26 protein-coding genes are annotated in these 23,024 nt (G+C 60.1%); 10 read left to right on the top strand and 16 right to left on the bottom strand.

Annotated features, from left to right (window positions below):
• Nucleotides 1-16: 16 nt before the first annotated feature.
• The 4 genes from ACIN8IBEIGE_RS17295 to ACIN8IBEIGE_RS17280 all read right to left on the bottom strand — a co-directional run bounded on the left by ACIN8IBEIGE_RS17295 (nucleotide 17) and on the right by ACIN8IBEIGE_RS17280 (nucleotide 3,920).
• A complete protein-coding gene (locus ACIN8IBEIGE_RS17295; RefSeq protein WP_160015741.1) occupies nucleotides 17-1,759 on the bottom strand; it encodes an amidohydrolase family protein in 1,743 nt (580 codons plus the stop codon).
• Between the two features lie 124 nt (nucleotides 1,760-1,883).
• A complete protein-coding gene (locus ACIN8IBEIGE_RS17290) occupies nucleotides 1,884-2,210 on the bottom strand; it encodes a DUF2025 family protein (RefSeq protein ID WP_090387988.1) in 327 nt (108 codons plus the stop codon).
• A gap of 203 nt (nucleotides 2,211-2,413) precedes the next feature.
• The gene (locus ACIN8IBEIGE_RS17285; RefSeq protein ID WP_244161307.1) at nucleotides 2,414-3,028 is read right to left on the bottom strand and encodes a hypothetical protein; all 615 of its coding nucleotides are present in this window, start codon (nucleotides 3,026-3,028) and stop codon (nucleotides 2,414-2,416) included.
• A gap of 190 nt (nucleotides 3,029-3,218) precedes the next feature.
• On the bottom strand, nucleotides 3,219-3,920 hold the full coding sequence (locus ACIN8IBEIGE_RS17280; RefSeq protein ID WP_160015740.1) for a YebC/PmpR family DNA-binding transcriptional regulator: 702 nt from the start codon (nucleotides 3,918-3,920) through the stop codon (nucleotides 3,219-3,221).
• A gap of 272 nt (nucleotides 3,921-4,192) precedes the next feature.
• On the opposite strand from ACIN8IBEIGE_RS17280, the gene ACIN8IBEIGE_RS17275 reads away from it, so the two are divergent.
• The gene (locus tag ACIN8IBEIGE_RS17275) at nucleotides 4,193-5,077 is read left to right on the top strand and encodes an EamA family transporter (RefSeq protein WP_160015739.1); all 885 of its coding nucleotides are present in this window, start codon (nucleotides 4,193-4,195) and stop codon (nucleotides 5,075-5,077) included.
• On the opposite strand, the gene ACIN8IBEIGE_RS17270 is transcribed toward ACIN8IBEIGE_RS17275, so the two are convergent.
• Both ACIN8IBEIGE_RS17270 and ACIN8IBEIGE_RS17265 read right to left on the bottom strand, forming a co-directional pair.
• Nucleotides 5,074-5,325 carry a hypothetical protein gene (locus tag ACIN8IBEIGE_RS17270; protein ID WP_160015738.1) on the bottom strand — a complete coding sequence of 84 codons (252 nt, stop codon included), beginning with the start codon at nucleotides 5,323-5,325 and terminating at the stop codon, nucleotides 5,074-5,076. The two genes, ACIN8IBEIGE_RS17275 and ACIN8IBEIGE_RS17270, sit on opposite strands and share 4 nt — an antisense overlap.
• 153 nt (nucleotides 5,326-5,478) lie before the next feature.
• Entirely contained in the window at nucleotides 5,479-5,760 is a 282-nt protein-coding gene (locus ACIN8IBEIGE_RS17265; RefSeq protein WP_090248458.1) for a peptidylprolyl isomerase, read from the bottom strand.
• On the opposite strand from ACIN8IBEIGE_RS17265, the gene ACIN8IBEIGE_RS17260 reads away from it, so the two are divergent.
• Nucleotides 5,759-5,962, top strand: coding sequence for a hypothetical protein (locus ACIN8IBEIGE_RS17260; protein ID WP_160015737.1), 204 nt, complete (start codon nucleotides 5,759-5,761; stop codon nucleotides 5,960-5,962). The genes ACIN8IBEIGE_RS17265 and ACIN8IBEIGE_RS17260 overlap by 2 nt on opposite strands.
• On the opposite strand, the gene sstT is transcribed toward ACIN8IBEIGE_RS17260, so the two are convergent.
• A complete protein-coding gene (gene sstT / locus ACIN8IBEIGE_RS17255; protein WP_160015736.1) occupies nucleotides 5,959-7,179 on the bottom strand; it encodes a serine/threonine transporter SstT in 1,221 nt (406 codons plus the stop codon). The genes ACIN8IBEIGE_RS17260 and sstT overlap by 4 nt on opposite strands.
• A gap of 273 nt (nucleotides 7,180-7,452) precedes the next feature.
• Between sstT and ACIN8IBEIGE_RS17250 the strand changes: the two genes are divergently transcribed.
• Complete coding sequence (locus ACIN8IBEIGE_RS17250; RefSeq protein ID WP_160015735.1) at nucleotides 7,453-8,112, top strand: YceH family protein; 660 nt, start codon at nucleotides 7,453-7,455, stop codon at nucleotides 8,110-8,112.
• Nucleotides 8,113-8,163: 51 nt separating this feature from the next.
• Here ACIN8IBEIGE_RS17250 and ACIN8IBEIGE_RS21265 read toward each other — a convergent pair whose 3' ends face one another.
• Nucleotides 8,164-8,349: a hypothetical protein gene (locus ACIN8IBEIGE_RS21265; RefSeq protein ID WP_372239997.1), complete on the bottom strand. Its 186-nt coding sequence runs from the start codon at nucleotides 8,347-8,349 to the stop codon at nucleotides 8,164-8,166.
• Nucleotides 8,328-8,636 carry a hypothetical protein gene (locus tag ACIN8IBEIGE_RS17245; RefSeq protein ID WP_372239996.1) on the bottom strand — a complete coding sequence of 103 codons (309 nt, stop codon included), beginning with the start codon at nucleotides 8,634-8,636 and terminating at the stop codon, nucleotides 8,328-8,330. Before ACIN8IBEIGE_RS17245 ends, ACIN8IBEIGE_RS21265 begins: the two co-directional genes overlap by 22 nt.
• 446 nt (nucleotides 8,637-9,082) lie before the next feature.
• On the opposite strand from ACIN8IBEIGE_RS17245, the gene ACIN8IBEIGE_RS17240 reads away from it, so the two are divergent.
• From ACIN8IBEIGE_RS17240 to ACIN8IBEIGE_RS17225, 4 genes are all read left to right on the top strand, one after another.
• On the top strand, nucleotides 9,083-10,324 hold the full coding sequence (locus ACIN8IBEIGE_RS17240) for a glutamine synthetase family protein (protein ID WP_178124400.1): 1,242 nt from the start codon (nucleotides 9,083-9,085) through the stop codon (nucleotides 10,322-10,324).
• A 221-nt stretch (nucleotides 10,325-10,545) separates the two neighbouring features.
• On the top strand, nucleotides 10,546-11,874 hold the full coding sequence (locus tag ACIN8IBEIGE_RS17235; protein ID WP_160015733.1) for an MFS transporter: 1,329 nt from the start codon (nucleotides 10,546-10,548) through the stop codon (nucleotides 11,872-11,874).
• Nucleotides 11,871-12,563 carry a TIGR04283 family arsenosugar biosynthesis glycosyltransferase gene (locus tag ACIN8IBEIGE_RS17230; protein ID WP_160015732.1) on the top strand — a complete coding sequence of 231 codons (693 nt, stop codon included), beginning with the start codon at nucleotides 11,871-11,873 and terminating at the stop codon, nucleotides 12,561-12,563. The genes ACIN8IBEIGE_RS17235 and ACIN8IBEIGE_RS17230 overlap by 4 nt, the downstream gene beginning before the upstream one ends.
• Nucleotides 12,560-13,171 (top strand): TIGR04282 family arsenosugar biosynthesis glycosyltransferase, encoded by a 612-nt coding sequence (locus ACIN8IBEIGE_RS17225; RefSeq protein ID WP_160015731.1) that lies wholly within the window; start codon nucleotides 12,560-12,562, stop codon nucleotides 13,169-13,171. Before ACIN8IBEIGE_RS17230 ends, ACIN8IBEIGE_RS17225 begins: the two co-directional genes overlap by 4 nt.
• Here the strand turns inward: ACIN8IBEIGE_RS17225 and ACIN8IBEIGE_RS17220 are convergent.
• From ACIN8IBEIGE_RS17220 to flgA, 4 genes are all read right to left on the bottom strand, one after another.
• The gene (locus ACIN8IBEIGE_RS17220; RefSeq protein WP_160015730.1) at nucleotides 13,168-13,917 is read right to left on the bottom strand and encodes a flagellar brake protein; all 750 of its coding nucleotides are present in this window, start codon (nucleotides 13,915-13,917) and stop codon (nucleotides 13,168-13,170) included. The genes ACIN8IBEIGE_RS17225 and ACIN8IBEIGE_RS17220 overlap by 4 nt on opposite strands.
• A gap of 81 nt (nucleotides 13,918-13,998) precedes the next feature.
• Entirely contained in the window at nucleotides 13,999-14,466 is a 468-nt protein-coding gene (locus ACIN8IBEIGE_RS17215) for a flagella synthesis protein FlgN (protein ID WP_160015729.1), read from the bottom strand.
• An 84-nt stretch (nucleotides 14,467-14,550) separates the two neighbouring features.
• Nucleotides 14,551-14,895 carry a flagellar biosynthesis anti-sigma factor FlgM gene (gene flgM / locus ACIN8IBEIGE_RS17210; RefSeq protein ID WP_090387969.1) on the bottom strand — a complete coding sequence of 115 codons (345 nt, stop codon included), beginning with the start codon at nucleotides 14,893-14,895 and terminating at the stop codon, nucleotides 14,551-14,553.
• Between the two features lie 157 nt (nucleotides 14,896-15,052).
• Nucleotides 15,053-15,811, bottom strand: a complete 759-nt coding sequence (gene flgA / locus ACIN8IBEIGE_RS17205; protein WP_160015728.1) for a flagellar basal body P-ring formation chaperone FlgA — start codon at nucleotides 15,809-15,811, stop codon at nucleotides 15,053-15,055.
• Between the two features lie 73 nt (nucleotides 15,812-15,884).
• Between flgA and ACIN8IBEIGE_RS17200 the strand changes: the two genes are divergently transcribed.
• Together ACIN8IBEIGE_RS17200 and cheR are read left to right on the top strand one after the other, a co-directional pair.
• Complete coding sequence (locus ACIN8IBEIGE_RS17200) at nucleotides 15,885-16,817, top strand: chemotaxis protein CheV (RefSeq protein WP_160015727.1); 933 nt, start codon at nucleotides 15,885-15,887, stop codon at nucleotides 16,815-16,817.
• Between the two features lie 44 nt (nucleotides 16,818-16,861).
• Entirely contained in the window at nucleotides 16,862-17,689 is an 828-nt protein-coding gene (gene cheR / locus ACIN8IBEIGE_RS17195; protein ID WP_160015726.1) for a protein-glutamate O-methyltransferase CheR, read from the top strand.
• A gap of 56 nt (nucleotides 17,690-17,745) precedes the next feature.
• Here cheR and ACIN8IBEIGE_RS17190 read toward each other — a convergent pair whose 3' ends face one another.
• Nucleotides 17,746-20,829 carry a transglycosylase domain-containing protein gene (locus tag ACIN8IBEIGE_RS17190; protein WP_160015725.1) on the bottom strand — a complete coding sequence of 1,028 codons (3,084 nt, stop codon included), beginning with the start codon at nucleotides 20,827-20,829 and terminating at the stop codon, nucleotides 17,746-17,748.
• A 301-nt stretch (nucleotides 20,830-21,130) separates the two neighbouring features.
• Between ACIN8IBEIGE_RS17190 and ACIN8IBEIGE_RS17185 the strand changes: the two genes are divergently transcribed.
• The gene (locus ACIN8IBEIGE_RS17185; RefSeq protein WP_160015724.1) at nucleotides 21,131-21,817 is read left to right on the top strand and encodes a bifunctional 2-polyprenyl-6-hydroxyphenol methylase/3-demethylubiquinol 3-O-methyltransferase UbiG; all 687 of its coding nucleotides are present in this window, start codon (nucleotides 21,131-21,133) and stop codon (nucleotides 21,815-21,817) included.
• Between the two features lie 17 nt (nucleotides 21,818-21,834).
• Here ACIN8IBEIGE_RS17185 and ACIN8IBEIGE_RS17180 read toward each other — a convergent pair whose 3' ends face one another.
• Nucleotides 21,835-22,164: a DHCW motif cupin fold protein gene (locus tag ACIN8IBEIGE_RS17180; RefSeq protein ID WP_160015723.1), complete on the bottom strand. Its 330-nt coding sequence runs from the start codon at nucleotides 22,162-22,164 to the stop codon at nucleotides 21,835-21,837.
• A 23-nt stretch (nucleotides 22,165-22,187) separates the two neighbouring features.
• Nucleotides 22,188-22,928 carry a glutathione S-transferase family protein gene (locus ACIN8IBEIGE_RS17175; RefSeq protein WP_160015722.1) on the bottom strand — a complete coding sequence of 247 codons (741 nt, stop codon included), beginning with the start codon at nucleotides 22,926-22,928 and terminating at the stop codon, nucleotides 22,188-22,190.
• Between the last annotated feature and the right edge of the window lie 96 nt (nucleotides 22,929-23,024).

The raw sequence follows: 23,024 nt of genomic DNA, 5'->3' as shown, positions 1-23,024 counted from the left end.
ATGCCCTGAAACCAGGCTAGGCGTTGCTGCGCAGAAACTGTCCGTAGCCGCGTACACATCCCAGGTCGCTGGCGAATTTGCCCTGTTGAAAGGCAATGCGCCCATTGATCAGCACGGCATCCACCGCAGCGCCGCGGTTGACCATGCGCTGCAGGCCGCCGAAGGCCTCCATTGGTGCTTCCTGGTAGCTGGCCAGGGATTCATTCAGCGCGCTGGGGTCGATGATTACCAGATCGGCACGAGCGCCTTCGTAGAGCCTGCCGGCGTCAATGTCGAACCATTCGCCCAATTCGCCGGTCAGGCGCCAGATCGCGGTTTCAATCGGCATTACCGCTTGGCCGCGCAGCTCGGCATCGCGCACCAGCTTGAGCAGGCGCAGGCCGAAGTTGTAGAAGGCCATATTGCGGATGTGCGCGCCGGAGTCGGCAAAACCGATCAGGGTGCTGGGCTCGCACACCAGTTTTTCCACCACCTCGGGGCGATGGTTGGCGATCAGCGTGCGCCAACGCAGGCGCGGGCCGTGGGCCACCAGCAGGTCGAGGAACAGATCGGCGGGGTGTGTGTCGCGGGCCTTGGCCAGTTCGCCGACGCTTTTGCCGACTACACTGGCGTCCGGGCAATCGACAATCCAGGCGTCGTCGAAGTCGCGGTGCCAGACCCGTGGGCCGAATTTCTTTTCCACGTCCTGGCGGAAGCGCAGGCGGTAGGCCGGGTCCTGGAACAGTTGGCTGCGCATGTCATGGCTGGCCAGGTGTAGAGCGGCCTGGCCGGCGGGGAATTCCTCGAAGACCACGAACTCCATGCCGTCGGCATAGGTTTCGAATGGCACCGGCAGGGTTTGCCAACGGAAGTCGGCGTGGGTCAGGCGATTGATCCAGCGCGTCAGTGGGCCGAGAATCGGCGCCAGCCACGGGTCGGCTTTGACATCCATGAGGGTGATCAGGGTGGTCTTCAGCGGCTTGCGCCACCAGCCGCCGATGCTGTCCCAGAGAAAGGCCAGCACATTGAGCTTGGTCACCAGGTTCGGCGCGCCCTGATGGATGCGTCCGCGTCGGCGCAGGATCTTGTTCAGCCGTGCGTACTCGGCCCAGGGCGCATACACCGAGGGCAGGGATTTCGAGCGCTGGCGGTCGCCATCGAGTTTGTCCCAGGGGTTGGTCATGCTCGACAGGCCGAGCAGGCCGGCATCCAGTGCGTCTTCGAGCAGGCGTTCCATCTGCTGCAGTTCGTTTTCGCTGGGGCGCACCTGGGCATCGACCGCGCGCGCAAGGCCGAGCACCGCGACGCGCAGGTCGGAGTGGCCGAGGAAGGAGCAGACATTCGGCCCCAGCGGATGCTGATCGAGAAAGGCGGCGAACTCGCCGGCGCTGTTCCAGGTCTTGCGTGCCTGCAGCAGCGGCAACACATGCTCGCGCGGCACTGATTCGACGCGGGTGAACAGATCCGAGCAGTCTTCCGGGCTGGACAGCACCATGCTGATCGAGCAACTGCCGATCATCACCGTGGTCACACCATGGCGCACCGATTCCTTGAGTGCCGGGGCGGCCACCAGTTCGGCGTCATAATGGGTGTGCATGTCGATAAAGCCGGGCGTTACCCAGCGGTTTTGCGCATCGATAACTTGGCTACAGCCGCTTTCATCCAGGGCGCTGGTGCTGATGCAGGCCAGCTTGCCATCGGCGATGCCCAGGTGACGCAGCCCCCCAGGCGCGCCGCTGCCATCGAAAAACAGCGCGTTTTTGATCAGCACATCGAACATCAGCAGGCTCCTGGGCGAATGCAATCGGCCAGTCGAGCTTAGTCTGCTGCGCGCGGCGGCTGTGAAGGCGTAAGTGAACAAGCTGGGGTCTATTCGGCCATGCGCGCGTAAACCCGCTAACCACTCAGGCGTTAAGGCGACGACGCTCGGCGCTGATCTCCGGCATATCGGTGCGCCGCACATAGACCCGCAGCGGTTCGCTGATAGCCAGGCGGTCATCGATGTTCTGTGCCAGCAGCAGTTGCAGGCGGGTGCGGTCGAGGTTCATCAGCTCGCCGTCAAAGGCGCGCCAGACGAATTCGCAGGTAGGGGTGATGCTTTGTTCGAGTACGTCGAGGCCGAAGGAGTCTTCGGAAAAACGCACGATATAGCGCCCGGTCTTGGCATTGAAACCAACAAAACCCTGCAGTTGGTCGGCAGCCGCGCAAATACTGGCAGAGGTGATGCTCATGGAAGCCTCGTCGATGGCAGTGGAAGTCATCGGCATAGGCTAAAGCGCTCTGGGCAGAGGATCTTGCGATGGATCAATAAGTGCGCGGGAGGGCTGTTTGGAACCACGAGCATTGTGGCCGTGGTTCCGGGGGTTGCACGGCAATAGGCCACCTCAGGCAGCACGCAGGTGCTGTCTGGGGTAACGGGGAAGCGGGTATTGGTTTAACGGGTGCTGGAAAATGCGCTGATCTTGCCGAACGGCGAGCTGTGCATATCAACCTTGACCGCCATCAGCGGCGAGTTGTTGACCCAGACATCGTCGATCACGATGGTTTCACCGATATCGTCGTTATCGGCGGCCACCAGTAGGTAGTAGGTACCGTCTTCGGCGGCTTCACCATCCCAGCTCAGGCTGATCTGCCCGACCACGGCTTCGGCGTGCGAGGGCTTGTCGGCAATCACCGCGCCGTAGGCATCCAGCAGCATGGCACGCGGCTTCAGGGCATATTTGCTGACGCCCATGCACGGCTCGTTGCACAGCGAATGCACATTGAGGGTGTAGCGCTCGCCCTTTTTCAGCTGCAGGGAAAAGATCCGGTAGTTGGAGATCGAGCTGCCGAAGTCCAGCCGCGGTTCATCGGCGCTGATCGGCCATTGCGGGGCCAGCAGGCCAGGGTTGAGCGGCAGCGGAATGGCCTGGGTGTTGTGGATGGCTTCCAGGGCGCTCTTGGCCATCGGGCTTTTGCCCGCCATGACCTCTTGCTGGTAGGTCGTCTGCGGGTTGCTGGCGCAGGCGCCAAGCAGCAGGCAGACGGCCAGAATCAGAAACTTGTGCACGGTAAAAACTCCTGTGTGACAACGTCCTTGTGTACACGCCGAGCGCTGGTGGCGCGGCGGGCGCATATTCTACTCGCTTTGTGCGATGCGCGGAGTGGTCAATCTGCCAGTACGACGAACTGCGCACGCTGAAGGGTGCCGTTCGTAGACCCGCCACGCTTCCTGCGCGGCGGATCTGGTCAGTCTTTGTTTAACCAGAAAGCCCAACATAGACGTTCTGCACGTCATCGTGTGCGTCGAGCGCTTCGAGGAAGGCTTCGACCTCTTCCAGTTGTTCAGCGGTCAGGCTGCTCACCGGGTTTTTCGGGATATAGCCGATCTTAGCCGAGTTGACGCTGAAACCATGTTCTGGCAACGCGCGGCACACGGCGTCGAGGTCGGTTGGTTCGGTGATAAACAGGGTGTTGCCTTCATCCGCCGGCTCGAAATCCTGAGCGCCGGCTTCGATGGCGGCCATTTCCGGGTCGGCATCGCTCTCAGTGCTGGCTTCGATCATGCCCACATGGTTGAAATCCCAGGTCACCGAGCCGGAAGCGCCCATCTGGCCCTTGCGGAACAGCACACGGACTTCTGCCACAGTGCGGTTGATGTTGTCGGTCAGGCACTCGATGATCACTGGCACCTGATGAGGGGCGAAACCCTCGTAGGTGGCGGAGTGGAAGGTTACGGTGTCGCCCAACAGGCCTGCGCCTTTCTTGATTGCTCGCTCGAGGGTTTCCTTGGGCATCGAGGCTTTTTTCGCCTGATGGATGGCCAGACGTAGCTTGGGGTTCAGGTCCGGGTCGGCGCCGTTGCGGGCGGCGATCATGATTTCCTTGACCAGGCGGCCGAAGATTTTGCCTCTGGCGTTGGCCGCGGCTTCTTTAGGTTTGGCTTTCCACTGAGCGCCCATGGGTTATCTCGTCGTTGCGGGTTGATGGGTGGATCTCGGGTCTGCTACGCGTCGGCGATACGGCGTTTAAAATGGCCTCGCTCGAGCTGCGCAAGATCCGAAACAAATTCTAAGGGCTGCGATTCTAGCCCTTCGAGGCGCTGGCGGCACCTGTGGCGCTGCAATCTGCCGATCAGTATTGTGCTGTACGGCTTATTTGCCGGGTCTCTGTATGGGCGCTATGGCGCTGCTGGCCGCTTTAATAAGCGCTGATTGATTAGTCCGGAGCGCCCATGCAACCCAAGGATTTACTGCTGGCCCTGGTGGTGGTCATCGTCTGGGGCATGAATTTTGTGGTGATCAAGATCGGCCTGCACGAGATGCCGCCGATGCTGCTGGGTGCGTTACGTTTTCTGCTGGCGGCCTTTCCTGCCGTGCTGTTTATCAAGCGTCCGCAGATTCCGCTGCGCTGGCTGCTGGCCTATGGCGTGACCATCTCGCTAGGGCAGTTCGCCTTTCTCTTCTCGGCCATGTCCGTTGGTATGCCGGCCGGTCTGGCATCGCTGGTGCTGCAGTCACAGGCGATGTTTACCCTGCTATTTGCCGTGCTGTTGCTGGGGGAGCGCTTTCGCCTGGCCAACCTATTTGGGTTGCTGGTGGCGGCCGGCGGTTTGCTGCTGATTGGCTCGCAGGGCAATGGCCTGATGACCTTGGCCGGCTTTCTGCTGACGCTTTGCGCGGCTGCCATGTGGGCGCTGGGCAATATCGTTACGCGCAAGCTGGGTAAGGTGAATCTGGTGGGTTTGGTGGTGTGGGGCAGCCTGGTGCCGCCGCTGCCGTTTTTTGCGCTGTCCTGGCTGCTGGAAGGCCCCGAGGTGATCGAGTCAGCGCTGCGCGGATTCAGCCTGGATACCTTGCTGGTGCTGATTTACCTGGCGTTCGGCGCGACCATTCTCGGCTATGGCCTGTGGAGCCGCTTGCTGTCGCGTTATCCGGCCAGCCAGGTGGCGCCGTTTTCGTTGCTGGTGCCGGTGGTCGGGCTGACGTCTTCGGCATTGCTGCTCGATGAACGCCTGAGCAGCTTGCAGCTAGTCGGTGCGCTGCTGGTGATGCTTGGCTTGCTGCTGAATTTTTGTGGTGGCTGGTTACAGGAGCGTTTGCGCGCGCGTTGGGCTTAACGTTTACCCATGGCACGGCGGGTACCACTTGGCGCTGGGCCAATCTTCTTTTCGTGGCTCGACTTGTTGCCTTTCTGGTGCCAGGGCTGGTCGTCATGTTTGCCGGAGGCAGCTTTGGCGGCGCCGAATAGCGAGGCAAAGCCGGCGGCTTTAGGCCGACTGACAGGCGTAGCCTGGTCAGTGAGTGGCGCGGCGCTGTCGGCAGACTGAACGGCGAGGGTGGGTTCAGCTGCTGGAGTCTGGGTCATGACGAGGTCCGCGGGTGCGAGAAGAAAAGGCCGGCGAGTATACCTGGCTATTGCCCGAGGCTCTGGACTATGGGGCTGTGGCGTGGTGCCTGATGGGCGCTGCGCGAAAAAAACAGGATTCGCCGGGCCGGGCGGCCCAGCGAACAGGCAGGATCAGTCCTGGCGGCTGGTTACTTCCAGCAGGTGATAGCCGAACTGGGTCTTCACCGGGCCTTGCACCACGTTGATCGGTGCGCTGAATACCACGGTGTCGAATTCCTTGACCATCTGGCCTGGGCCGAACGAGCCAAGGTCACCGCCGCTGCGGCTGGATGGGCAGCTGGAGTTGTCTTTGGCGACTTGGGCGAAGTCGGCACCGCCTTCGATCGCGGCTTTCAGTTCGTTGCACTTGTCTTCGCTGGCAACCAGGATGTGACGGGCAGTGGCGCGGGCCATGAGAATTACTCCTTATAAAGAAGCGGCAAAGCCTACCGCAATCGTTGGGCTATTCAAACGCCGTGCATGTGACGTTTATCGATTGAGTCATAAAAATCTGCCTGGAGCGCTGATTCACGCCGCGTTGCGTTGCGACCTGAATGGCATGCATAAAAAAGGCTTACCCATGGGTAAGCCTTTTGTTGGTTCGGCAAGCGTTTAGCTGTGTTTTTGCTCAGCCTGGCAAGCGGCGGCGGTGAACAGCACGTCGGTGGAGGAGTTCAGCGCGGTTTCCGCCGAGTCCTGCACGATGCCGATGATAAAGCCGACGGCGACCACCTGCATGGCTACCTCATTGGGGATGCCGAACAGGCTGCAAGCCAGCGGGATCAGCAGCAGCGAGCCACCGGCCACGCCCGACGCGCCGCAGGCGCTGATCGAGGCAAGCAGGCTGAGCAGCAAGGCGGTTGGCAGGTCGACGGCGATGCCCAGGGTGTGCACGGCTGCCATGGTCAGTACGGTGATGGTGATCGCCGCGCCGGCCATGTTGATGGTCGCGCCCAGTGGGATCGATACCGAGTAGGTTTCCTCGTGCAGCCCCAGACGCTGGCAGAGCTGCAGGTTGACCGGGATATTGGCCGCCGAACTACGGGTAAAGAACGCCGTCAGACCGCTTTCGCGCAGGCAAGTCAGCACCAGCGGGTAGGGGTTGCGACGGGTCTTGAAATAGACAATTGCCGGGTTGGTCACCAGGGCGACAAACAGCATGCAGCCTACCAGTACCAGCAGCAGGTGCAGGTAATCGAGTAGGGCCGACATGCCTGACTCGGCCAGGGTGGCGGCAACCAGGCCGAAAACCCCCAGTGGTGCCAGGCGAATCACCAGCTTGACGATGCTGGTAACTGCCCCGGAAAGATCGGCGAGCATCTGCTTGCTGCTCGGGCTGGCGTGACGGAAGGCAAAACCCAGGGCAATGGCCCAGGCCAGGATGCCGATAAAGTTGCCTTTGAGCAGGGCGTTGACCGGGTTATCCACCACATTCAGCAGCAGGGTTTTCAGCACTTCGCTGATGCCGCCGGGTGGCGACAACTCGGCGCTGTTGCTCACCAGAGTCAGGCTGGACGGGAACGCAAAGCTGGCGGCTACTGCAATCAGCGCGGCGCTGAAGGTGCCGATCAGGTACAGCAGCAGAATCGGTTTGATATGGGTCTGCTGGCCTTGCTGATGGTTGGCAACGGACGCCGCCACCAGTACGAATACCAGCACCGGAGCCACGGCCTTCAGCGCTGAAACAAACACCGTACCGAGGAAGCTGACGCTTGCCGCGGCTTCAGGCAGAAACAGCGCCAGGGCGATACCAGCCACCAGGCCGATGGCGATTTGCAGCACCAGGCTGGTGCGGTTGAGCAGTTGGACAAGCGGGTGTTGGGCAGTGGTCATGACATGCATCTCTACTTGGCGGGCAGGCCTGCGATCTCTTCCTATTGCCTGTCGGGCTCGAGGCGCCGGGGCTGGATGCATGGCTGCAGTGCGCGTTATGAGGCTTTTCGCGGGGGATGAAACAAGGCCACGCTGAAAAATAGCGCGCGACTCTACCACAGTGATCCGCTTTTACGCGCCGTCGAAGTGTCAGCCCCGCCCAGCGGTGGTTATACCTATCAACCGGTCGGCAGGCGGGCTAGGCTAGGGCCTTTGTGAGGTCATGAGGTTGTTATGTCCAACGAAGATGCGAACTCTATGGCGGTTGAAGCCCTGACGATCGTCGAAGCGCGGGTGCTGGGCTGTCTGATTGAAAAGCAGCTGACCACTCCCGAAGCCTACCCCCTAACGCTGAACGCCCTGGTATTGGCCTGCAATCAGAAAACCAGCCGTGAGCCGGTGCTCAACCTTACCGCCGGCCAAGTCGGGCAGGCTCTGCGTAGCCTGGAAGGGCGCGAAATGGCGCGTCTGGTGATGGGCAGTCGAGCGGATCGTTGGGAGCACCGTGCCGACAAAGCGCTGGAGCTGGTCGCGGCGCAAGTGGTGTTGCTCGGTTTATTGCTGCTGCGTGGCCCGCAGACCCTCAACGAACTGCTGGCACGCAGCAGTCGCATGCATGATTTCGATGATGCCGAGCAGGTTCAGCATCACCTTGAGCGCCTGATCAGTCGCGAACTGGCCTGCCTGCTGCCTCGTCAGTCGGGGCAACGTGAAGACCGTTATATGCACGCTCTGGGTGACCCGGCGGATTTGCAGGCGGCATTGTCGGCCAGGGCCAGTGAGCCGCAGCGCGCTGTGGCGGGCGGTCAGCAGGATGAGCGCCTGGAGGCTCTGGAGGCGCGTATTGCGGCGCTGGAGGAGCGTTTGGCGCAGTTGGAGTCGGCTGCGCAGTAAACAAAAAAGGTGCTCGATTGAGCACCTTTTTGTGTTGCCTATTAATTGTGATCAGCTAAAACGCAGGCCAGGTGTACGTTCGGCACCACCTTCTGCAACGCGGTTTGCGCCAGTATGGTCAGCACCGTCTTCGGCGACACGCAGATGCTCTTGCAAACGGTCGGCGCCACCTTCGGCGACACGGTTAGCGCCAGTACGATCGGCACCGCCTTCAGCTACACGCAGGCGCTCTTGCAATCGATCAGCGCGCCTTCGGCGACACGGTTTGCGCCGCTACGGTCGGCACCGTCTTCGGCGACGCGCAGGCGCTCTTGCAAGCGATCAGCGCCACCTTCTGCGACACGGTTTACACCAGTGCGCTCAGCGCCGCCTTCAGTTTGCAGGTTGCTACCAAAACCCATCAGGGTTTTTACGCTGCTGTCCTGCATTTCACCCAGCAGTGGCTGCGGGTTGTTCTGAGGCAGGGCAAAGGCGCTGATGGACAGGCTGCTCAAGATCACGGCGGTGAGAATTTGCTTTTTCATGTTCAGGCTCCTCGTAAGGGCGGGTGTAAGTGAGTACGGAGCCAATGATACGGATGAAAATTTGATGAAGAAGTGCAGGCTGGGCATGGTAATCATTGATGGTGTCGATAGTTGGTTTAATGCTTTATTTATCAATAATTTATGTTCATTTTTTGGCGTCTTAAGGATAATTGCTGGCGCGATTGTGCATGATCATTAGTATCTAATTAATCGATGTATTGTGTTTTCTAGTCTGCGCTTCAGGTGGCAGGCATGGCTTTGCTTGAAATATCGAACGGCTGGTGCGTATTTTGTACGCTTCGCCGTTCGACTACGGCCTCTTGCATCAATAAGGACAACAGCAAATGAGTACCCTCGACCGCACCGCCCTGGCTGAGTTGTTGCGTGGTGTTGATGAAGTTGAATGTGTGACGCCAGACCTCAATGGCGTGCCGCGTGGCAAGGTGATGACGGCTGAGGGTTTTCTGCAGGGGCGGCGCTTGCAGTTGGCGCGCGGGGTGTTGCTGCAATGCATCATGGGTGGCTACCCGGCGCCGTGTTATTACGGCAGTGATGATGGGGACCTGGCCTTGAATGCCGAGCCGACACAGATTTATCGGCTGCCCTGGAGCGATACACCACGGGCACTGACGATCTGCGATGCCGATGAACTGGATGGACGCAGTTCAGGGTTGTCGACCCGTGGGCTGCTCAAACAGGTCGTGGCGCGCTATGCCAGCCATGGCTGGCAGCCAGTTGTGGCGACCGAGCTGGAGTTTTTTGTATTTGCCCGCAATGTCGATCCGCTGCAGTCGTTTCAGCCGCCGCTGGGGCTCGATGGCCGGCGTGAAGACGGCGGCTCGGCCTTCAGCGTGAGCTCCAACAATGGCTTGCGCCCGTTCTTCCAGGAGGTCTACCAGTGCATGGCGGCTCTGGGCCTGCCGCGCGATACCTTTATGCATGAGATGGGCGTCAGCCAGTTCGAGATCAACCTGCTGCACGGCGATCCGCTGCTGCTTGCCGACCAGACTTTCCTGTTCAAACACTTGCTCAAGGAAGTCGCGCTCAAGCACGGGCTCACAGTGGTATGCATGGCCAAGCCGCTGGCGCACACGCCCGGCAGTTCCATGCATATTCATCAAAGCGTGGTGGAGCAGGGCAGTGGGCAGAATATCTTCAGTGCGGCCGATGGCCAGGCAACGCCGGCGTTTTACCAATTTATCGCCGGGCAGCAGGCGGCCATGGCCGATTTCACCCTGCTATTTGCCCCGCATGTGAATTCCTATCAGCGCCTTTGCCATCCTTATGCTTCGCCGAACAACGCCTGCTGGTCGGAGGATAATCGCGCCGCTGGCCTGCGCATTCCCGCTAGTGCACCTGTGGCGCGGCGGGTGGAGAACCGCTTGCCGGGCGCCGATGCCAATCCTTATCTGGCGCTGGCAGCGAGCCTTGCAGCGGGTCTGTATGGGGTTGAGCAGAAGCTGCAGCCCAGTGCGCCGATTCAGGGTGAGTTCGAAGTGCCGGACGAATTGGCGCTACCCTGTACCATGCATGCTGCGATTGAACGTCTCAAGCGCAGTGCGTTAGCGCTGGAACTGTTCGGCAAAGAGTTCATCGAAGGCTACATTGCCAGCAAGACATTGGAGCTCACCAGCTTCTTTGACGAAATTACCCCGTGGGAGCGCCGCGTACTGGCGGCCCACGCCTAAGAACCTGTCTACGATCTGTTGCGCGTCGGCCCTGCTGCGTTAAAAACCGGCTCGGATGTTTATGTACAACTCGTACACTCCGCTTCCTCGCCTGTTTTGATCAGCCGGAGGCTGTTCCTAACGTAGCGCCGTAGGGCTCTTGCTCGCGAGATCGTAGGCAGGCTCTAAAATCTGACCGCCGAGCATGATTTCGGCGGCCCTTCGGAGCCATGCGCCGCCCCATGTCTGTGATCCTCAAATCATTTAGTTCGCTGTATTTCGCCACCCTGTTGATGCTGTTGGGCTCGGGTTTGTTGAGTACTTACCTGGCGCTGCGATTGGCGGAAACGGCCGATGGTTTGTGGGTTGGTGCGCTGATGGCGGCCAACTATGTGGGCTTGGTGCTGGGCGGCAAGATTGGTCATCGGCTGATTGCCCGGGTTGGCCATATTCGCGCTTATGTCGCCTGCGCCGGCGTGGTCACCGCAGCAGTGCTTGGCCATGGCTTGAGCGACTGGCTACCCAGCTGGCTGCTGCTGCGCATGCTGGTCGGTCTGGGCATGATGTGCCAGTACATGGTGATCGAGAGCTGGCTCAATGAGCAGGCGGAAACCAGCCAGCGTGGCCAGGTGTTTGCCGGCTATATGGGGGCCTCTTACCTCGGACTGATCCTCGGTCAGTTGGTGCTGGTGGTGCATCCGACGCTGGGTCTTGAGCTGCTGATGCTGGTGGCGCTGTGTTTTGCCCTGTGCCTGGTGCCGGTGGCATTGACTCGTAAACTGCACCCGGCGCCCTTGCATCCAGCGCCGCTGGAAATGCGCTTCTTTATTGATCGTGTGCCGTTGTCGCTGACCACCATTGTGGTCTCGGGCCTGCTGATCGGCTCGTTCTACGGCCTGGCGCCGCTTTACGGCACGCGCATGGGCTTATCTACCGAGCAGATCGGCCTGTTTATGGGCTGCTGCATCATCGCTGGTCTGGTGGTGCAGTGGCCGTTGGGCTGGTTGTCTGATCGAAATGACCGCGTGCAACTGATTCGCGGCTGTGCCGCGTTGCTGGCGCTGGCTGCGTTGCCACTGGCGATTCTGCCGCAGGCCAGCTTGCTGCTGTTGTTTGCCGGCGGCTTTGCGGTGTGCGCCTTGCAATTCAGTCTCTATCCGCTGGCAGTGGCGTTGGCCAATGACCATGTCGAGGCCGAGCGACGGGTATCGCTAACGGCCATGCTGTTGGTGACCTTCGGTGTTGGCGCGAGTATCGGGCCGCTACTGGCGGGCGTGCTGATGCGCTTTCTTGGCGCCAACATGCTGTACGCCTTCGTCTGTGGCTGCGCCTTGATTCTGGTGCTGCGTATCCGGCCAGAGCGCGTCACTCACCTGCATCAGGTCGACGACGCACCGTTGCATCACATTCCCATGCCGGACAGCACCACCAGCTCGCCGCTGACGGCGGCACTCGACCCGCGTGTCGATGAGCAGGTGGTGCATGAACAGATGCACGACAACAACGCCGTGCAAGAATCGGACGCCGAACCAGCAGGGGAGTCGCCCACTCAGGCAGAGGCGCGCGGATGACGCCGCTGCTTAGCGTGGTGATCCCGGTGCGCAATGAGGCTCAGACGTTGCCGGCCCTGTTGGATGATCTGGCTGATCTGCGCGCTGGCGGTGTCGAGTTGATCCTGGTCGATGGCGGCAGCACTGATGGCACCTGCGAGCTGGCGCTGGGGCGGGTTGATCAGTTGCTCAGAACAGCACCGGGCCGCGCCTTGCAGATGAATGCTGGCTCGGCCCTGGCTCGCGGTGAGTACTTGTGGTTCGTACATGCCGATACGCGGGTCAGTGCTGAATCGCTGGACAGTCTGCAGCGCGCGCTCAGCGAGCGGCCGCTGTGGGGGCGTTTCGATGTGCGCTTGTCCGGCCCGGGCCTGGCGTTGCAACTGATTGGCGCGATGATCAGCCTGCGTTCGCGCTTTAGCGGGATTGCCTCGGGTGATCAGGGCATATTCGTTGCCCGGCAGCGCTTTGAGGCTTTGGGTGGTTATGCGCAGATTCCGCTGATGGAAGATTTGCAGCTATGCCGCCGTTTGAAGGCGTTTGCTCGCCCGCGTTGTCTGCGTCCACCGTTGTCGACCTCCAGTCGGCGCTGGGAGCAGAACGGAATCTGGCGTACCGTGATGCTGATGTGGTGTCTGCGGTTGGCCTATTACTGTGGCGCCAGCCCGGACAAACTGGCTCGTCAGTACCGTCGAGGGTCGCTGCTATGAACCTGTCGATCTCATTGCATATGCTCGCGCGAGCACCTGTTGCTGGGCGGGTAAAAACGCGCCTGATCCCAGCCTTGGGAGCTCAGGGCGCCTGCGATTTGCAGCAGTTGCTGTTGGAGCGTGCGTTGCAGTTACCGGCCCATGGTTTTAGTGAGCGTTTTCTGTGGTTGGACGATTTGCCAGGCGCGGATTTGCAGGCGTTTGCGCAACGTCTTGGCTGGACGCTGGTCGAGCAGCCGGCAGGCGATCTGGGTGAGCGCATGCGTCGTATCGCCACTCTGGGGCTGGCGGAAAGCGATGGGGTGATCCTGATTGGCAATGACTGTCCGGCACTTGACGGCGATTATCTGCAGGCGGCTTGCGGCGCGTTGCAGGAGCAGCCCGTGGTTATCGGTCCGGCAGAAGACGGCGGTTATGTGCTGCTGGGGCTGCGCCGCATAAACGCTGCCTTGTTCAGTGATATGCCATGGGGAACGGAGCGGATCTTCGACATGACGCTGCAGCGGCTGCAGCAGCTTGACTGGTGTCCGGCGCTGCTGCCTGCGTTGTGGGATGTGGATCGACCTGAGGATTTATCGCGCCTGGCGGCACTGAATATCTTGATCTAGAACAGTCCATCACTCTCGAAGCGCCGCGCTTCACGCTGCAGCTGGTAGACGAAGCGTTCGACCAGGCGCTGCTCCTGACCATTGATGCGGTGGAAGCGTGCGCCAACAAAAGTGGTGTCGATCTTCTCTTCATACTGCACATGACGCATTTCAATGGCGGTGGTCATGGCGCCGAAAGGAAAACGGGCGGTAAACCGCTCGTATACCTGGCCTGCTTGCAGGCTGCTGCTGATATTGCCGGGAAAGCGCAATTTGCAGCCGGTAGCAGAGATATCCAGCAAATGTCCGGGTATGGCTGTGCGTAGCTTGTCGCCGGCCAGCTCGATTTTGATCAGTTCGCTTTGCTTGAGCGGGGCACGGAAGGCGCTGCGCCGTTGGTGGTAGGTCACCTCAAGCGGCATCGGGCTGAAATAGCAGCGCGCACCTTCATGCTCGGTGATGCGCACGCTCTGTTCGCATTTCCAGGCTACGCGCACTCCTTCATGGAAGGCTTCGACATTGAACGCCTCGCCATTGGCCAGGTAGCGCTCGCCGTCATTTGGAACCAACTCATCGAGAATCAACAGATTTTTGTCGCGATCTACATTGATCACGTAGCTCTGGAAGCGTTGATTGCGTTCGTGGAAGGTGATGATCAGTGGGTCATGGTTTTGTTGCAGTTGGCGCAGGTTGGCAACTATTTCCACTGGTGCCTTGAGCACCTTGGGTGGCTGCGGGCCATCTTCCTGGCTAAAAGGACTGGACACGGTCCATAACTCTCCGAGCAAATGCTATGGCACTAGCATACTGGCAATGTGACAGTATGTCCCCTGTGCCTTTTATAGGTTTCAGGCCTGGCTGAGCGGGCGCTGCTGGCCGATTCTAGCGGCACTGCCGCGGCTGTCATAGAGGCTGGGCGTCTCGTTGCCACGCAGAATGCCGAGCATGCTGTGAGCCGAGGCCTGACTGGAGCGAATCAGTCGGCCATTGCGCAGGTTGGCCGCTTGGCAGCGCTCGAGCAGGGCGTTGAGTTGATCGCCACGCTCAAGCAACAGTTCGCCTTGGCTGGACTGTGTGGCAAGCGTTTGCAAGCCCGTGCGGTCGGGGCTGAGGTTGAGGCTGGCGAGTAGTTGACTGCGTTCCTTGCCGTGCTGGTCAAGCAGGCTCAGCAGCGGCAGCTTGTCAGCCAGAATGCTCTGCAGGCGGGGGAGGTCGCGGTCAGTGAGGGCTTGGAATTCGGTGTCGATCAATTCAAGCAACTGCTCGGCGGTGCCGATATCGTTGGTGAACAGTTCAAGCAGGCTGGTGTCGTGCATTGCGGGCTCTTCGGGGTAACAGACGCTGCAGGAGCTGCGTGCAGTGTCTATTGGGCGGCCAATTACCCCAGCGTAGCCCGGTGACTAGCGCTGGGATTCGAAATTAAGCAGTTTGCTGGCGACGCGCTGGCTATCGACTTGGTAGCTGCCATCTTCGATCGCCTGCTTGAGCTGAGCGACGCGTTCTTTATTGACGGTCGGCTGATCGCGCAGTTTTTCGCTGACTTTTTGCAACTGTTGGGCCTCGCGGCTCAGCTGTACCGACTCGCCGCTCTTGCCGGCTTGCTGCGCCTGCTCGACGGGGCTGGGTACGTTGCCGGGTTGTTTACCGCCGATGGCTTCGTTCTGGCCACCTGCCTGCGCACTGCCGGTCCGCCCCGAGTTGGCTGGCGATGCGGCATTGTTGAGCCGGTTGATGTCAATGACCATGATGCAAAACCTCGAACAGTGTTTGGACGCTTGCCTAGCTTGTCGGCATTGCCCTGAAAAACTTTAGGGCAAAAAAGTGTGCGTCAGGTAACAGTCTAAACACAGTGTGGATAATCGTCAGCTCACCGAGTGCACAAAGTTAAAACAAGAAGCATGCCTACATCGCGACTTCAACCTGTCCAGGCCCAACTACACGGGCTCTGATCACTCGATTGGAACGTTGATTGCGCACGCTGATCTGTTTGCCAATCGTGCCGTCCGACAAGGCTTCGCCGGGCATGCGTACGCTGATGCCAGCGCTGCGGGCGCTGATCACGACCTGATCACCTTTGCGTATGGCCTCGGCCGCTTGCACATGAATCGGCGCAAGCACCTGATCGGGCAACAATGGCCGCGTCAATTTTTTGCCGATTGCTTGCTTGAGAGCGGTCAGATAACCCTGGTTGAGCAGCCCGACATCTCGTTCGGCTAACACCACATCCATATCCGTCAGCAGATTGTTGCGTTTCAGCGGGCGACTGGCGATCACTACTTCGCGGAACAAGCGCACTTGTCCAGGTACAAACACTGTCCAGGGGGCCGCACCGTCACAGCGTACGCGTAAGGTCACGCGGCCAATAGGCTCAGCAGGGCTTTCCAGGGTAGTGGCCAATGGCTGTGGGCACAGCGGCAGGCGCAGGCGGGGGTCGAGTCGGCTGATTTGAATCTCATGGCGGCCAGCGATGTTGCTACGCTGTAAATAATCACTCACCGCTTGCTCAAGAAAAACTTCGCCAGCGCCGATAAGTTGTTCAGGTCGCGTGGCGTTGGCTGTTGCCAAGGCGCTATAGCCGAGTGCCAGCAAAGCGGGTACAACTGCCAGCCAGTAGCGGCATTTTGCCAGTGAGTGTCGGTTAGTTGTCGTTTCAGTGTTCATGTGGGTTGGATAGCAAGGCGCGTGCCGCCTGCTACGCTGACAGCAATCTGTTACTCAAATAAGGAGTTTGGGTATGGCCGGTGTGATGGATTCGGTTAACCAGCGAACTCAGTTGGTTGGACAGAATCGTTTGGAGTTGTTGCTGTTTCGTTTGAACAGCAACCAGCTGTATGGGATCAACGTGTTCAAGGTGAAAGAGGTGCTGCAATGCCCCAAACTCACCATCATGCCGAAATCCAGTCCAGTTGTTCGCGGCGTGGCCAATATTCGTGGCGGTACCATTCCGATTCTTGATTTGTCCATGGCCACGGGCAATACACCGTTGGCGAACATCGACAACAGTTTTGTGATCATTACCGAATACAACACCAAGGTTCAGGGCTTTCTGGTGCACTCGGTCGAGCGCATCGTCAACATGAACTGGGAGTCGATTCATCCGCCACCCAAGGGCACCGGGCGTGACCATTACCTGACTGCGGTCACTCACCTGGACGACAAGATGGTCGAGATCATCGATGTCGAGAAAATTCTGGCCGAGGTGGCGCCAACATCGGAAGTTATTTCTGAAGGCGTGTTGAATGCCGAGACCCAGGCGCGTGCGGTAAGCAAACGTGTGCTGACCTGCGACGACTCATCGGTGGCGCGTAAACAGGTAACCCGTTGCCTGGAGACTGTTGGCGTGGAGGTGGTGGCGCTGAATGACGGGCGTCAGGCGCTGGATTATCTGAAGGCGATGGTCGAAGAAGGCAAAAATCCAGCAGAGGAATTTTTGATGCTGATTTCCGACATCGAAATGCCTGAAATGGATGGTTATACGTTGACCGCCGAGATCCGCGCCGATCCGCGCATGCAAAAACTGCACATCATCCTGCATACTTCGTTATCTGGCGTGTTCAACCAGGCCATGGTGAAGAAGGTGGGCGCAGATGATTTTCTCGCCAAGTTTCGCCCGGATGACCTGGCGGCACGGGTAGCTGACCGCATCAATATCGCGGCAGGGGACTGAGGGCTTGGCCCTCAGTGAATCATATGTTTGTCGAGGCCTCGCGAGTGTCTACAGGTAATTTGGATTTCGAGCAGTTCCGGACTTTCCTGGAAAAAGCCTGCGGCATCCTGCTTGGCACCAACAAGCAGTATCTGGTTTCCAGTCGGCTCAACAAGTTGATGGAGCAGAACAGCATCAAGACCCTGGGTGAGCTGGTGCAGCGCATGCAGAGTCAGCCACGCAGCGGTTTGCGCGAACAGGTGGTTGATGCCATGACCACCAACGAAACCCTGTGGTTTCGCGATACCTATCCGTTCGAGGTGCTGAAGAACCGCGTGCTGCCGGAGATGATCAAGGCCAGCCCCGGTCAGCGCCTGCGCATCTGGTCGGCGGCTTGCTCCTCCGGTCAGGAACCTTATTCGCTGTCGATGACTATCGATGAGTTCGAGAAGACCAATATTGGTCAACTCAAGGGCGGCTTGCAGATTGTAGCCACCGACCTCTCGCCGACCATGTTGATCAACTGTAAATCCGGCGAGTACGACAGCCTGGCGATGGGGCGTGGGCTTTCTCAGGAGCGACTGCAGCGCTATTTCGACCCCAAGGGGCCGGGGCGTTGGGTGGTCAAGCCGGCGATTCGTAGCCGTATCGAGTTTCGTCCGCTGAACCTGCTGGACAGTTACGCCAGCCTGGGCAAGTTCGATGTGGTGTTCTGCCGTAACGTGCTGATCTATTTTTCGGCCGAGGTGAAGAAGGACATCCTCACGCGCATTCATGCCATGTTGAAACCCGGCGGTTATCTGTTCCTGGGGGCGTCTGAAGCGCTCAATGGTTTACCTAACCACTACCAGATGGTGCAATGCAGTCCTGGGATTATCTACAAAGCGAAGTAGTTATCGCAGGGTTCAAAAAACGGGAGGCCAGTGGCCTCCCGTTTTTTATTCCGACCTTACAAGCTGCTGGCCTTAACCGCAGGCGTAAATGGCAGGCATTTGCTGTGGGTATCCGGCTCAAGATAAGGCTGCAGAATCGGCGCCATGCCTTTGAGCACCTGTACCGGTAGTGCTGAGGTGAAGCGGAAGCTTTCTGCGGCGCGGCCAGGGACGAAGGCAGTAAGGGTGCCGTAGTGACGTGGGCCGAGGTAGAAGACAAAGGTTGCGGTGCGGTTCATCGCGCGTGAGCTGAGTACCCGGCCACCGGCGCCGACGGTTTCGATGCGGTTATCACCGGTGCCGGTTTTGCCGCCGACTTTCAGCGGTTGGCCGTCAGCCTGAGTAAAGCTGCCCAGCAAGCGTCGCGCAGTGCCTGCCTCAACCACATCGGCGAGGGCGCTGCGCAGCGCGGCCGCGACCTCAGAGGCCATGACTCGCTTGCCTTCGGTCTGGTCGCGTACCACCAGGGTGTCATAGGGTGTATCAGCGGCGAAGTGCAGGCTGTCGATGCGGGCAGTGGGTTGCCGAATGCCGTCGTTCTGAATAATCCCGACCAATTCGGCCAGCGCCGCCGGGCGATCACCGGAGCTGCCAATGGCGGTGGCCAGCGATGGCACCAGATGGGCGAAAGGGTAGCCGAGGTTTTGCCAGCGCCGGTGAATATCGAGGAAGGCCTCCACCTCGAGCATGATGCGGATGCGGCTATCGCGGGCGCTCTTGTGTCGGCTGCGGAACAGCCAGCCGTAGACCTCCTGGCGTTCGTCCTGGCTGGCGGCCACCGCATTGCTGAAAGTGGCTTGCGGTTGTTCGATCAGGTAGCCCAAGAGCCATAGTTCAAGTGGGTGGACGCGAGCGATATAGCCCTGATCCGGCAGGCTGTAGGTGCCAGGACCGTATCTCTTGTAGAGATCTGCGATGCGCTTATCGCTGAGCTTTTCCTGGGGGAGGTACTTGCGCAGGAAGGCGGCGAAGCCGGCTTCATCGCTATGTGGAATCAGGTAGCGGTGCACGGCGGCGAGGCGTACCGAGGTGTGGCGCAGGCCGTTGAGAAAGGTGTCCAGGCGCTGTTGTTCCGGCTGGCCCTGGTATTTACGCCAGAAACGCAGCAGGAAGGTGGTGCCCTCACGGTCGGCGAAGTCCTCTAGATAGGCCTGGCGGCGCGGATCCTTGTCGTCCTTGAGCAGCTCGGCGCTGTTGTTCGGGCCCTGATAGGTGCTGTAGCGCACCAGGTCGCGCATCAGGCGGATAAATGGCAGGTTCAGCGACTCGCGCAGGGCTTCACGCATGCTGGCGATGCGCTGGTTATCCTCACGGCGGAAGTTGGCGAAGGTGTGAATCCCGCCGCCAGTAAAGAAACGTTCTCCGGGGCTGGCCGAGTATTTGCGTTCCAGTGCCGCATCCAGCATGACTGGCAGGCTGGCGTTGGGAGTGCTTTGCAGATAACCGATGGCCCAGCGGGTGAGGTTGTCCTGGGCGTTGACTGCGCGCAACTCGCTGACGCTCTGGCCGGCATGGCGCTGGTGCAGCTCGGCGATGATTTCCAGGTAGGTAGCCAGCACCCTGAGTTTGGCGGTGGAGCCCAGTTCCAGCTTGCTGCCTTCGTTGATATCAAACGGCTGGTCTGTGCTGTCGGTCTGCACCCGTACCACGCTGCCGTTACTGGTGCGCTCGAACAGGGTGAAGCTGTAGCGCACGTCGGCGGTCTTTTCCGGGGATAGCAGGCGCTCGCCAAACAGACCGATCTGCCCGGCAAACTCTGGGTCGGCCAATTGCTGCAGGTAGTGGCTGGCGGCTTGCTGCAACTCGTTGTTCAGCGTGCTGCTGGCACTCAGGTCGAGGCGATCCAGGTCATACAGTGGCATGTTGAGCATGGCTGACAGCCGCGCTCGCGAGACGCTGATGCCCTTGTTGCTGTCCACAGGCTGCAGGTTGGGCTCCAGTGCCCAGTCACGGTAGGTGAGTGGCTGGTTCAGCGCCGCATCGCGTAGCGCTGCGTCGATCAGGCCGCCACCGGCCAGCAGGCGGATATGGCTGTCAGTCAGTTCGGCCAAGTCATTGCGCCCCTGCGCCAGGTAATAGGACGGGCGGCGCTGGGCAATCATCAGGGCCAGCACCTGGCGCAGGGCCAGACCGCGCTCAGCCAGGCTCGCATCTGGCGAGCGTGTGGGGTCGAGCAGCCGGTTGACCTGGGCGAAGTCCGCGCCGAACCAGATGCGCAGACCATCAGCCAGGCCATGCACCTCGCCATGCCCAGGGGCAGCAGACAACGGCACGCTGTTGAGGTAGTCGCGCACAATATTTTCTCGCGCAGCCAGTGTCTGCGGGCCGCTCTGGTAGGCACGCACGCTGGCGGAAAGCATCTGCCGCAGTTTTTCCGTGGCCGACAAGGTCAGGCCATCCGGGGAGTGGCGATATTTCTCCAGCTGGGTGGCCAGGGTGCTACCGCCTGCAGACTGGTCCTGCATATCCAGCAGTTTGCCGACCTGGGAGATGGCCGCCATGACGAAGCGTGGCCAGTCCACTGCCGGGTTGGCCAGCGGCTGCTCGGGGTCGAGCAGCTTGCGGTTCTCAATAAACAGCAGGCTGCCGGCTACCAGCGGCGGGATGGTGTTGAAGCTTGGGTAGCGTTGCTGCGGGTAGCGGAATTCATAGAAGGGCGTACCGCTGCAGTCACTGATGCGCAGGCCGCTCTGGATCTTCTCCGGGTAGGGTACAAACAGGCCGCGCTGGGCATAGTCGAGCAAGGCGGGGGAGAACTGCGCCTGTTGCTGCACGATAAAACTGCGCTGACCAAGCCGCTCCAGCATCAAGGGCAGGTAGGTGTAGCCCTGGCGCTTATCGAAAGGGCCTTCCTTGGGGTAGATGATCGATGGGCTGGGCCCCGGTTTGACCCGATAACTGAGGGTTTGCGCATAGCGGCTGAGTTCCTGAGCCTGAAAGCGCGAGGTGCGGGCTTCCTCGACAAGCAAAAAACCGCTAGCGATGCACAGCAGCAGAACAAGCAGCCAGAAGGTGACTTTCAGCTTGCTGGTGCGCTTGCGCCGGTTGGGTTGCTCGCTGGCCGGTAGGGTGGTGATGTCGAGTTGCCAAGGTGCGCCCATATTCATTTAGCCTGATGTACTCATCCATAGGTTTGACAGGTTGCTGAATAACATCAGCGGGCTTGAACACTGAGTTCCTCTCAGCGGGCCATTGCTTGCAGTTTAGTCGCTGGTGCAGCGGGCAGGCCGGGATGAGCTTGGCAGGCGGAGGGTTTTTCACTGTTTTTTATCTGCCGATAGGTGGATTAAGTGATCAGCGGCAACACAGATGCCCCGCAACTGGCGCAGGATTGCCCCTGGCGCTGCGTGAGCCCGCAGATTGCTAGAATTTTGCCGTGACGCAACAGGCGACGAGTGAGCTATGCAACGCGACCATCGGGAGCAACTCAACCTCAGTTGGCAGGCCAATGCCGATGCCTGGACGGCGGCCGTGCGCGAGCAGCGTATTGAAAGCCGCCGACTGGTGACTGATGCAGCCATCGTTCAGGCGATTCTCGCCCTGGCGCCCACGCGTGTGCTGGATCTGGGCTGCGGCGAGGGCTGGTTGTGCCGTGGGCTGGTCGAGCATGGTATTGAGGCGGTTGGCGTGGATGCTTCCGCCCCACTGATCGCCGTGGCTCAGCAGGCGGCGACAGGTGCGTCGCAGTACCGCGTATGTGGTTATGCCGAGCTGGAAAGCCAGGCAGGGCTGCTGGGCCGTTTCGATGTGCTGGTGGGCAACTTTGCCCTGCTGGAAGAGCCGCTGGCGCCGACCTTGAATGCTCTGCATGGCTTGCTGGCAGCAGATGGCAGGCTGCTGATTCAGACCCTGCATCCCTGGCGTGCCTGCAACGATGCGAGCTATCGCGACGGTTGGCGGGTGGAAACCTTTGCCGGCTTCGGTGAGGGCTTTGCCCAACCGATGCCCTGGTTCTTCCGCACACTTGAGTCCTGGTTGGCGTTGTTCAGCGATACCGGCTGGCGCCTGCAATGGTTGCAGGAGCCGTTGCACCCGGAGAGCGAACAGCCGGTTTCACTGTTGATGTTGCTGAGTTCCGAGCGCAACTGAACCTGCTGTGCCGCCTATCAGTCGACGATAAACAGCCGCGCTCCGTCGGTCGTGGATGAGCGGTGCGCTTCAGCCTGATCAGCCACCTGATAGCTCATGCCCGCCGTCATTACAAAGCGCCGGCCATCCTCCAGCTCGGTGTGCAGCTCGCCTTCCAGACACAGCAGAATATGGCCCTTCTGGCACCAGTGGTCGGCCAGGTAGCCGGCGCTGTACTCGACCATGCGTACGCGGATGCTGCCGAAAACCTGGGTGCGCCAGTAGGCCATACCGGTCTCGCCGGTATGTTCGCTACGCTCAATCTGGCTCCAGTCGGTAACCCCGAATGGGATATCGCTGATGTTCATGTGCTCATCCTTAATCGGGTCAATCAGTTGCGGCGCTGACGGTCTTCGGCATAGCGGCGCATCACCCACTGGCCGGCCGGATGGGCGTGCAGCTCATCGAGGAAAGCCTGTGTCTTGGCATCGTGCCCGGCGATGCCTTCCCATGGTGTACCGGCTGGCGTGAACAGCGGGGCGAACAGCGCTGCGGCGCTGATGTCGGCCAGGGTCAGTTGCTCACCGACCAGATAGCGTGATGGATCGCCGTGGATGCGCGACTCGATCAGTGCCAGGCCTTCAAGCAGTTCAGCCTGGGATTTCGCCACACGCGGCGGCGTTACCCCATACAGGCGCTGCACACCGTTGATCAGCACCGGTTTCATCAGGTCGCGTATGCCCAGCAGCGGGCGGTAGACCTTGAGCATGGCGTGCATCACCGAGTCCCACTGCTTGATCTGGCCATACAGCCAGCGGCGTACATGCACGCCCAGGCGGTCGAACTGTTCTTCCAGTTCCAGTACCTCGGCGCGTTGTGCTACGTCGGTCGGCAGCAGTGGGCGCTGCGGGTAGCGCTGTTCCAGATACAGGGCGATTTGCGTTGAGTCGCCGATCACCTGCTCGCCATCCTTGAGGATCGGCAGGGTGACGATATTGGCCAGGCGCTTGCTCTTCAGCCGATGCAGGCCGGGAAAGAGGTTGTCGACCTGAAAGTCGAGGCCCTTGTGATCCAGGTGCCAGCGGGTTTTCTCGCAGTAGTGGGAAATCGGGAATTGGTAAAGCGTGCGCATGGTCGGCCCTCGGCAATGGTGCGCCGAGTGTAAGGGCTGTTGTGCCGACTACCCAGTCGTAACCGGTAGTCCAGGCTTTCGTTGGGGGCGCGCGTG

The organism is Pseudomonas sp. 8BK, assembly GCF_902506475.1.
Taxonomy (GTDB): Bacteria; Pseudomonadota; Gammaproteobacteria; order Pseudomonadales; family Pseudomonadaceae; genus Aquipseudomonas; species Aquipseudomonas anguilliseptica.
This window is presented reverse-complemented; position numbering and strand designations above follow the sequence as displayed.

Coding starts and splice junctions, on each gene's coding strand:
- ACIN8IBEIGE_RS17260 (WP_160015737.1), top strand. CDS start 5,759: ATGAGAATTACTCCTTATAAAGAAGCGGCAAAGCCTACCGCAATCGTT.
- ACIN8IBEIGE_RS17190 (WP_160015725.1), bottom strand. CDS start 20,829: ATGGGCGCACCTTGGCAACTCGACATCACCACCCTACCGGCCAGCGAG.
- ACIN8IBEIGE_RS17240 (WP_178124400.1), top strand. CDS start 9,083: ATGACGGCTGAGGGTTTTCTGCAGGGGCGGCGCTTGCAGTTGGCGCGC.
- flgA (WP_160015728.1), bottom strand. CDS start 15,811: ATGAACACTGAAACGACAACTAACCGACACTCACTGGCAAAATGCCGC.
- ACIN8IBEIGE_RS17275 (WP_160015739.1), top strand. CDS start 4,193: ATGCAACCCAAGGATTTACTGCTGGCCCTGGTGGTGGTCATCGTCTGG.
- ACIN8IBEIGE_RS17290 (WP_090387988.1), bottom strand. CDS start 2,210: ATGAGCATCACCTCTGCCAGTATTTGCGCGGCTGCCGACCAACTGCAG.
- ACIN8IBEIGE_RS17175 (WP_160015722.1), bottom strand. CDS start 22,928: ATGCGCACGCTTTACCAATTCCCGATTTCCCACTACTGCGAGAAAACC.
- flgM (WP_090387969.1), bottom strand. CDS start 14,895: ATGGTCATTGACATCAACCGGCTCAACAATGCCGCATCGCCAGCCAAC.
- ACIN8IBEIGE_RS17245 (WP_372239996.1), bottom strand. CDS start 8,636: ATGAAAAAGCAAATTCTCACCGCCGTGATCTTGAGCAGCCTGTCCATC.
- ACIN8IBEIGE_RS17235 (WP_160015733.1), top strand. CDS start 10,546: ATGTCTGTGATCCTCAAATCATTTAGTTCGCTGTATTTCGCCACCCTG.
- ACIN8IBEIGE_RS17230 (WP_160015732.1), top strand. CDS start 11,871: ATGACGCCGCTGCTTAGCGTGGTGATCCCGGTGCGCAATGAGGCTCAG.
- ACIN8IBEIGE_RS17200 (WP_160015727.1), top strand. CDS start 15,885: ATGGCCGGTGTGATGGATTCGGTTAACCAGCGAACTCAGTTGGTTGGA.
- ACIN8IBEIGE_RS17215 (WP_160015729.1), bottom strand. CDS start 14,466: ATGCACGACACCAGCCTGCTTGAACTGTTCACCAACGATATCGGCACC.
- ACIN8IBEIGE_RS17295 (WP_160015741.1), bottom strand. CDS start 1,759: ATGTTCGATGTGCTGATCAAAAACGCGCTGTTTTTCGATGGCAGCGGC.
- ACIN8IBEIGE_RS17180 (WP_160015723.1), bottom strand. CDS start 22,164: ATGAACATCAGCGATATCCCATTCGGGGTTACCGACTGGAGCCAGATT.
- sstT (WP_160015736.1), bottom strand. CDS start 7,179: ATGACCACTGCCCAACACCCGCTTGTCCAACTGCTCAACCGCACCAGC.
- ACIN8IBEIGE_RS17250 (WP_160015735.1), top strand. CDS start 7,453: ATGTCCAACGAAGATGCGAACTCTATGGCGGTTGAAGCCCTGACGATC.
- ACIN8IBEIGE_RS17185 (WP_160015724.1), top strand. CDS start 21,131: ATGCAACGCGACCATCGGGAGCAACTCAACCTCAGTTGGCAGGCCAAT.
- ACIN8IBEIGE_RS17270 (WP_160015738.1), bottom strand. CDS start 5,325: ATGACCCAGACTCCAGCAGCTGAACCCACCCTCGCCGTTCAGTCTGCC.
- ACIN8IBEIGE_RS17225 (WP_160015731.1), top strand. CDS start 12,560: ATGAACCTGTCGATCTCATTGCATATGCTCGCGCGAGCACCTGTTGCT.
- ACIN8IBEIGE_RS17280 (WP_160015740.1), bottom strand. CDS start 3,920: ATGGGCGCTCAGTGGAAAGCCAAACCTAAAGAAGCCGCGGCCAACGCC.
- ACIN8IBEIGE_RS17265 (WP_090248458.1), bottom strand. CDS start 5,760: ATGGCCCGCGCCACTGCCCGTCACATCCTGGTTGCCAGCGAAGACAAG.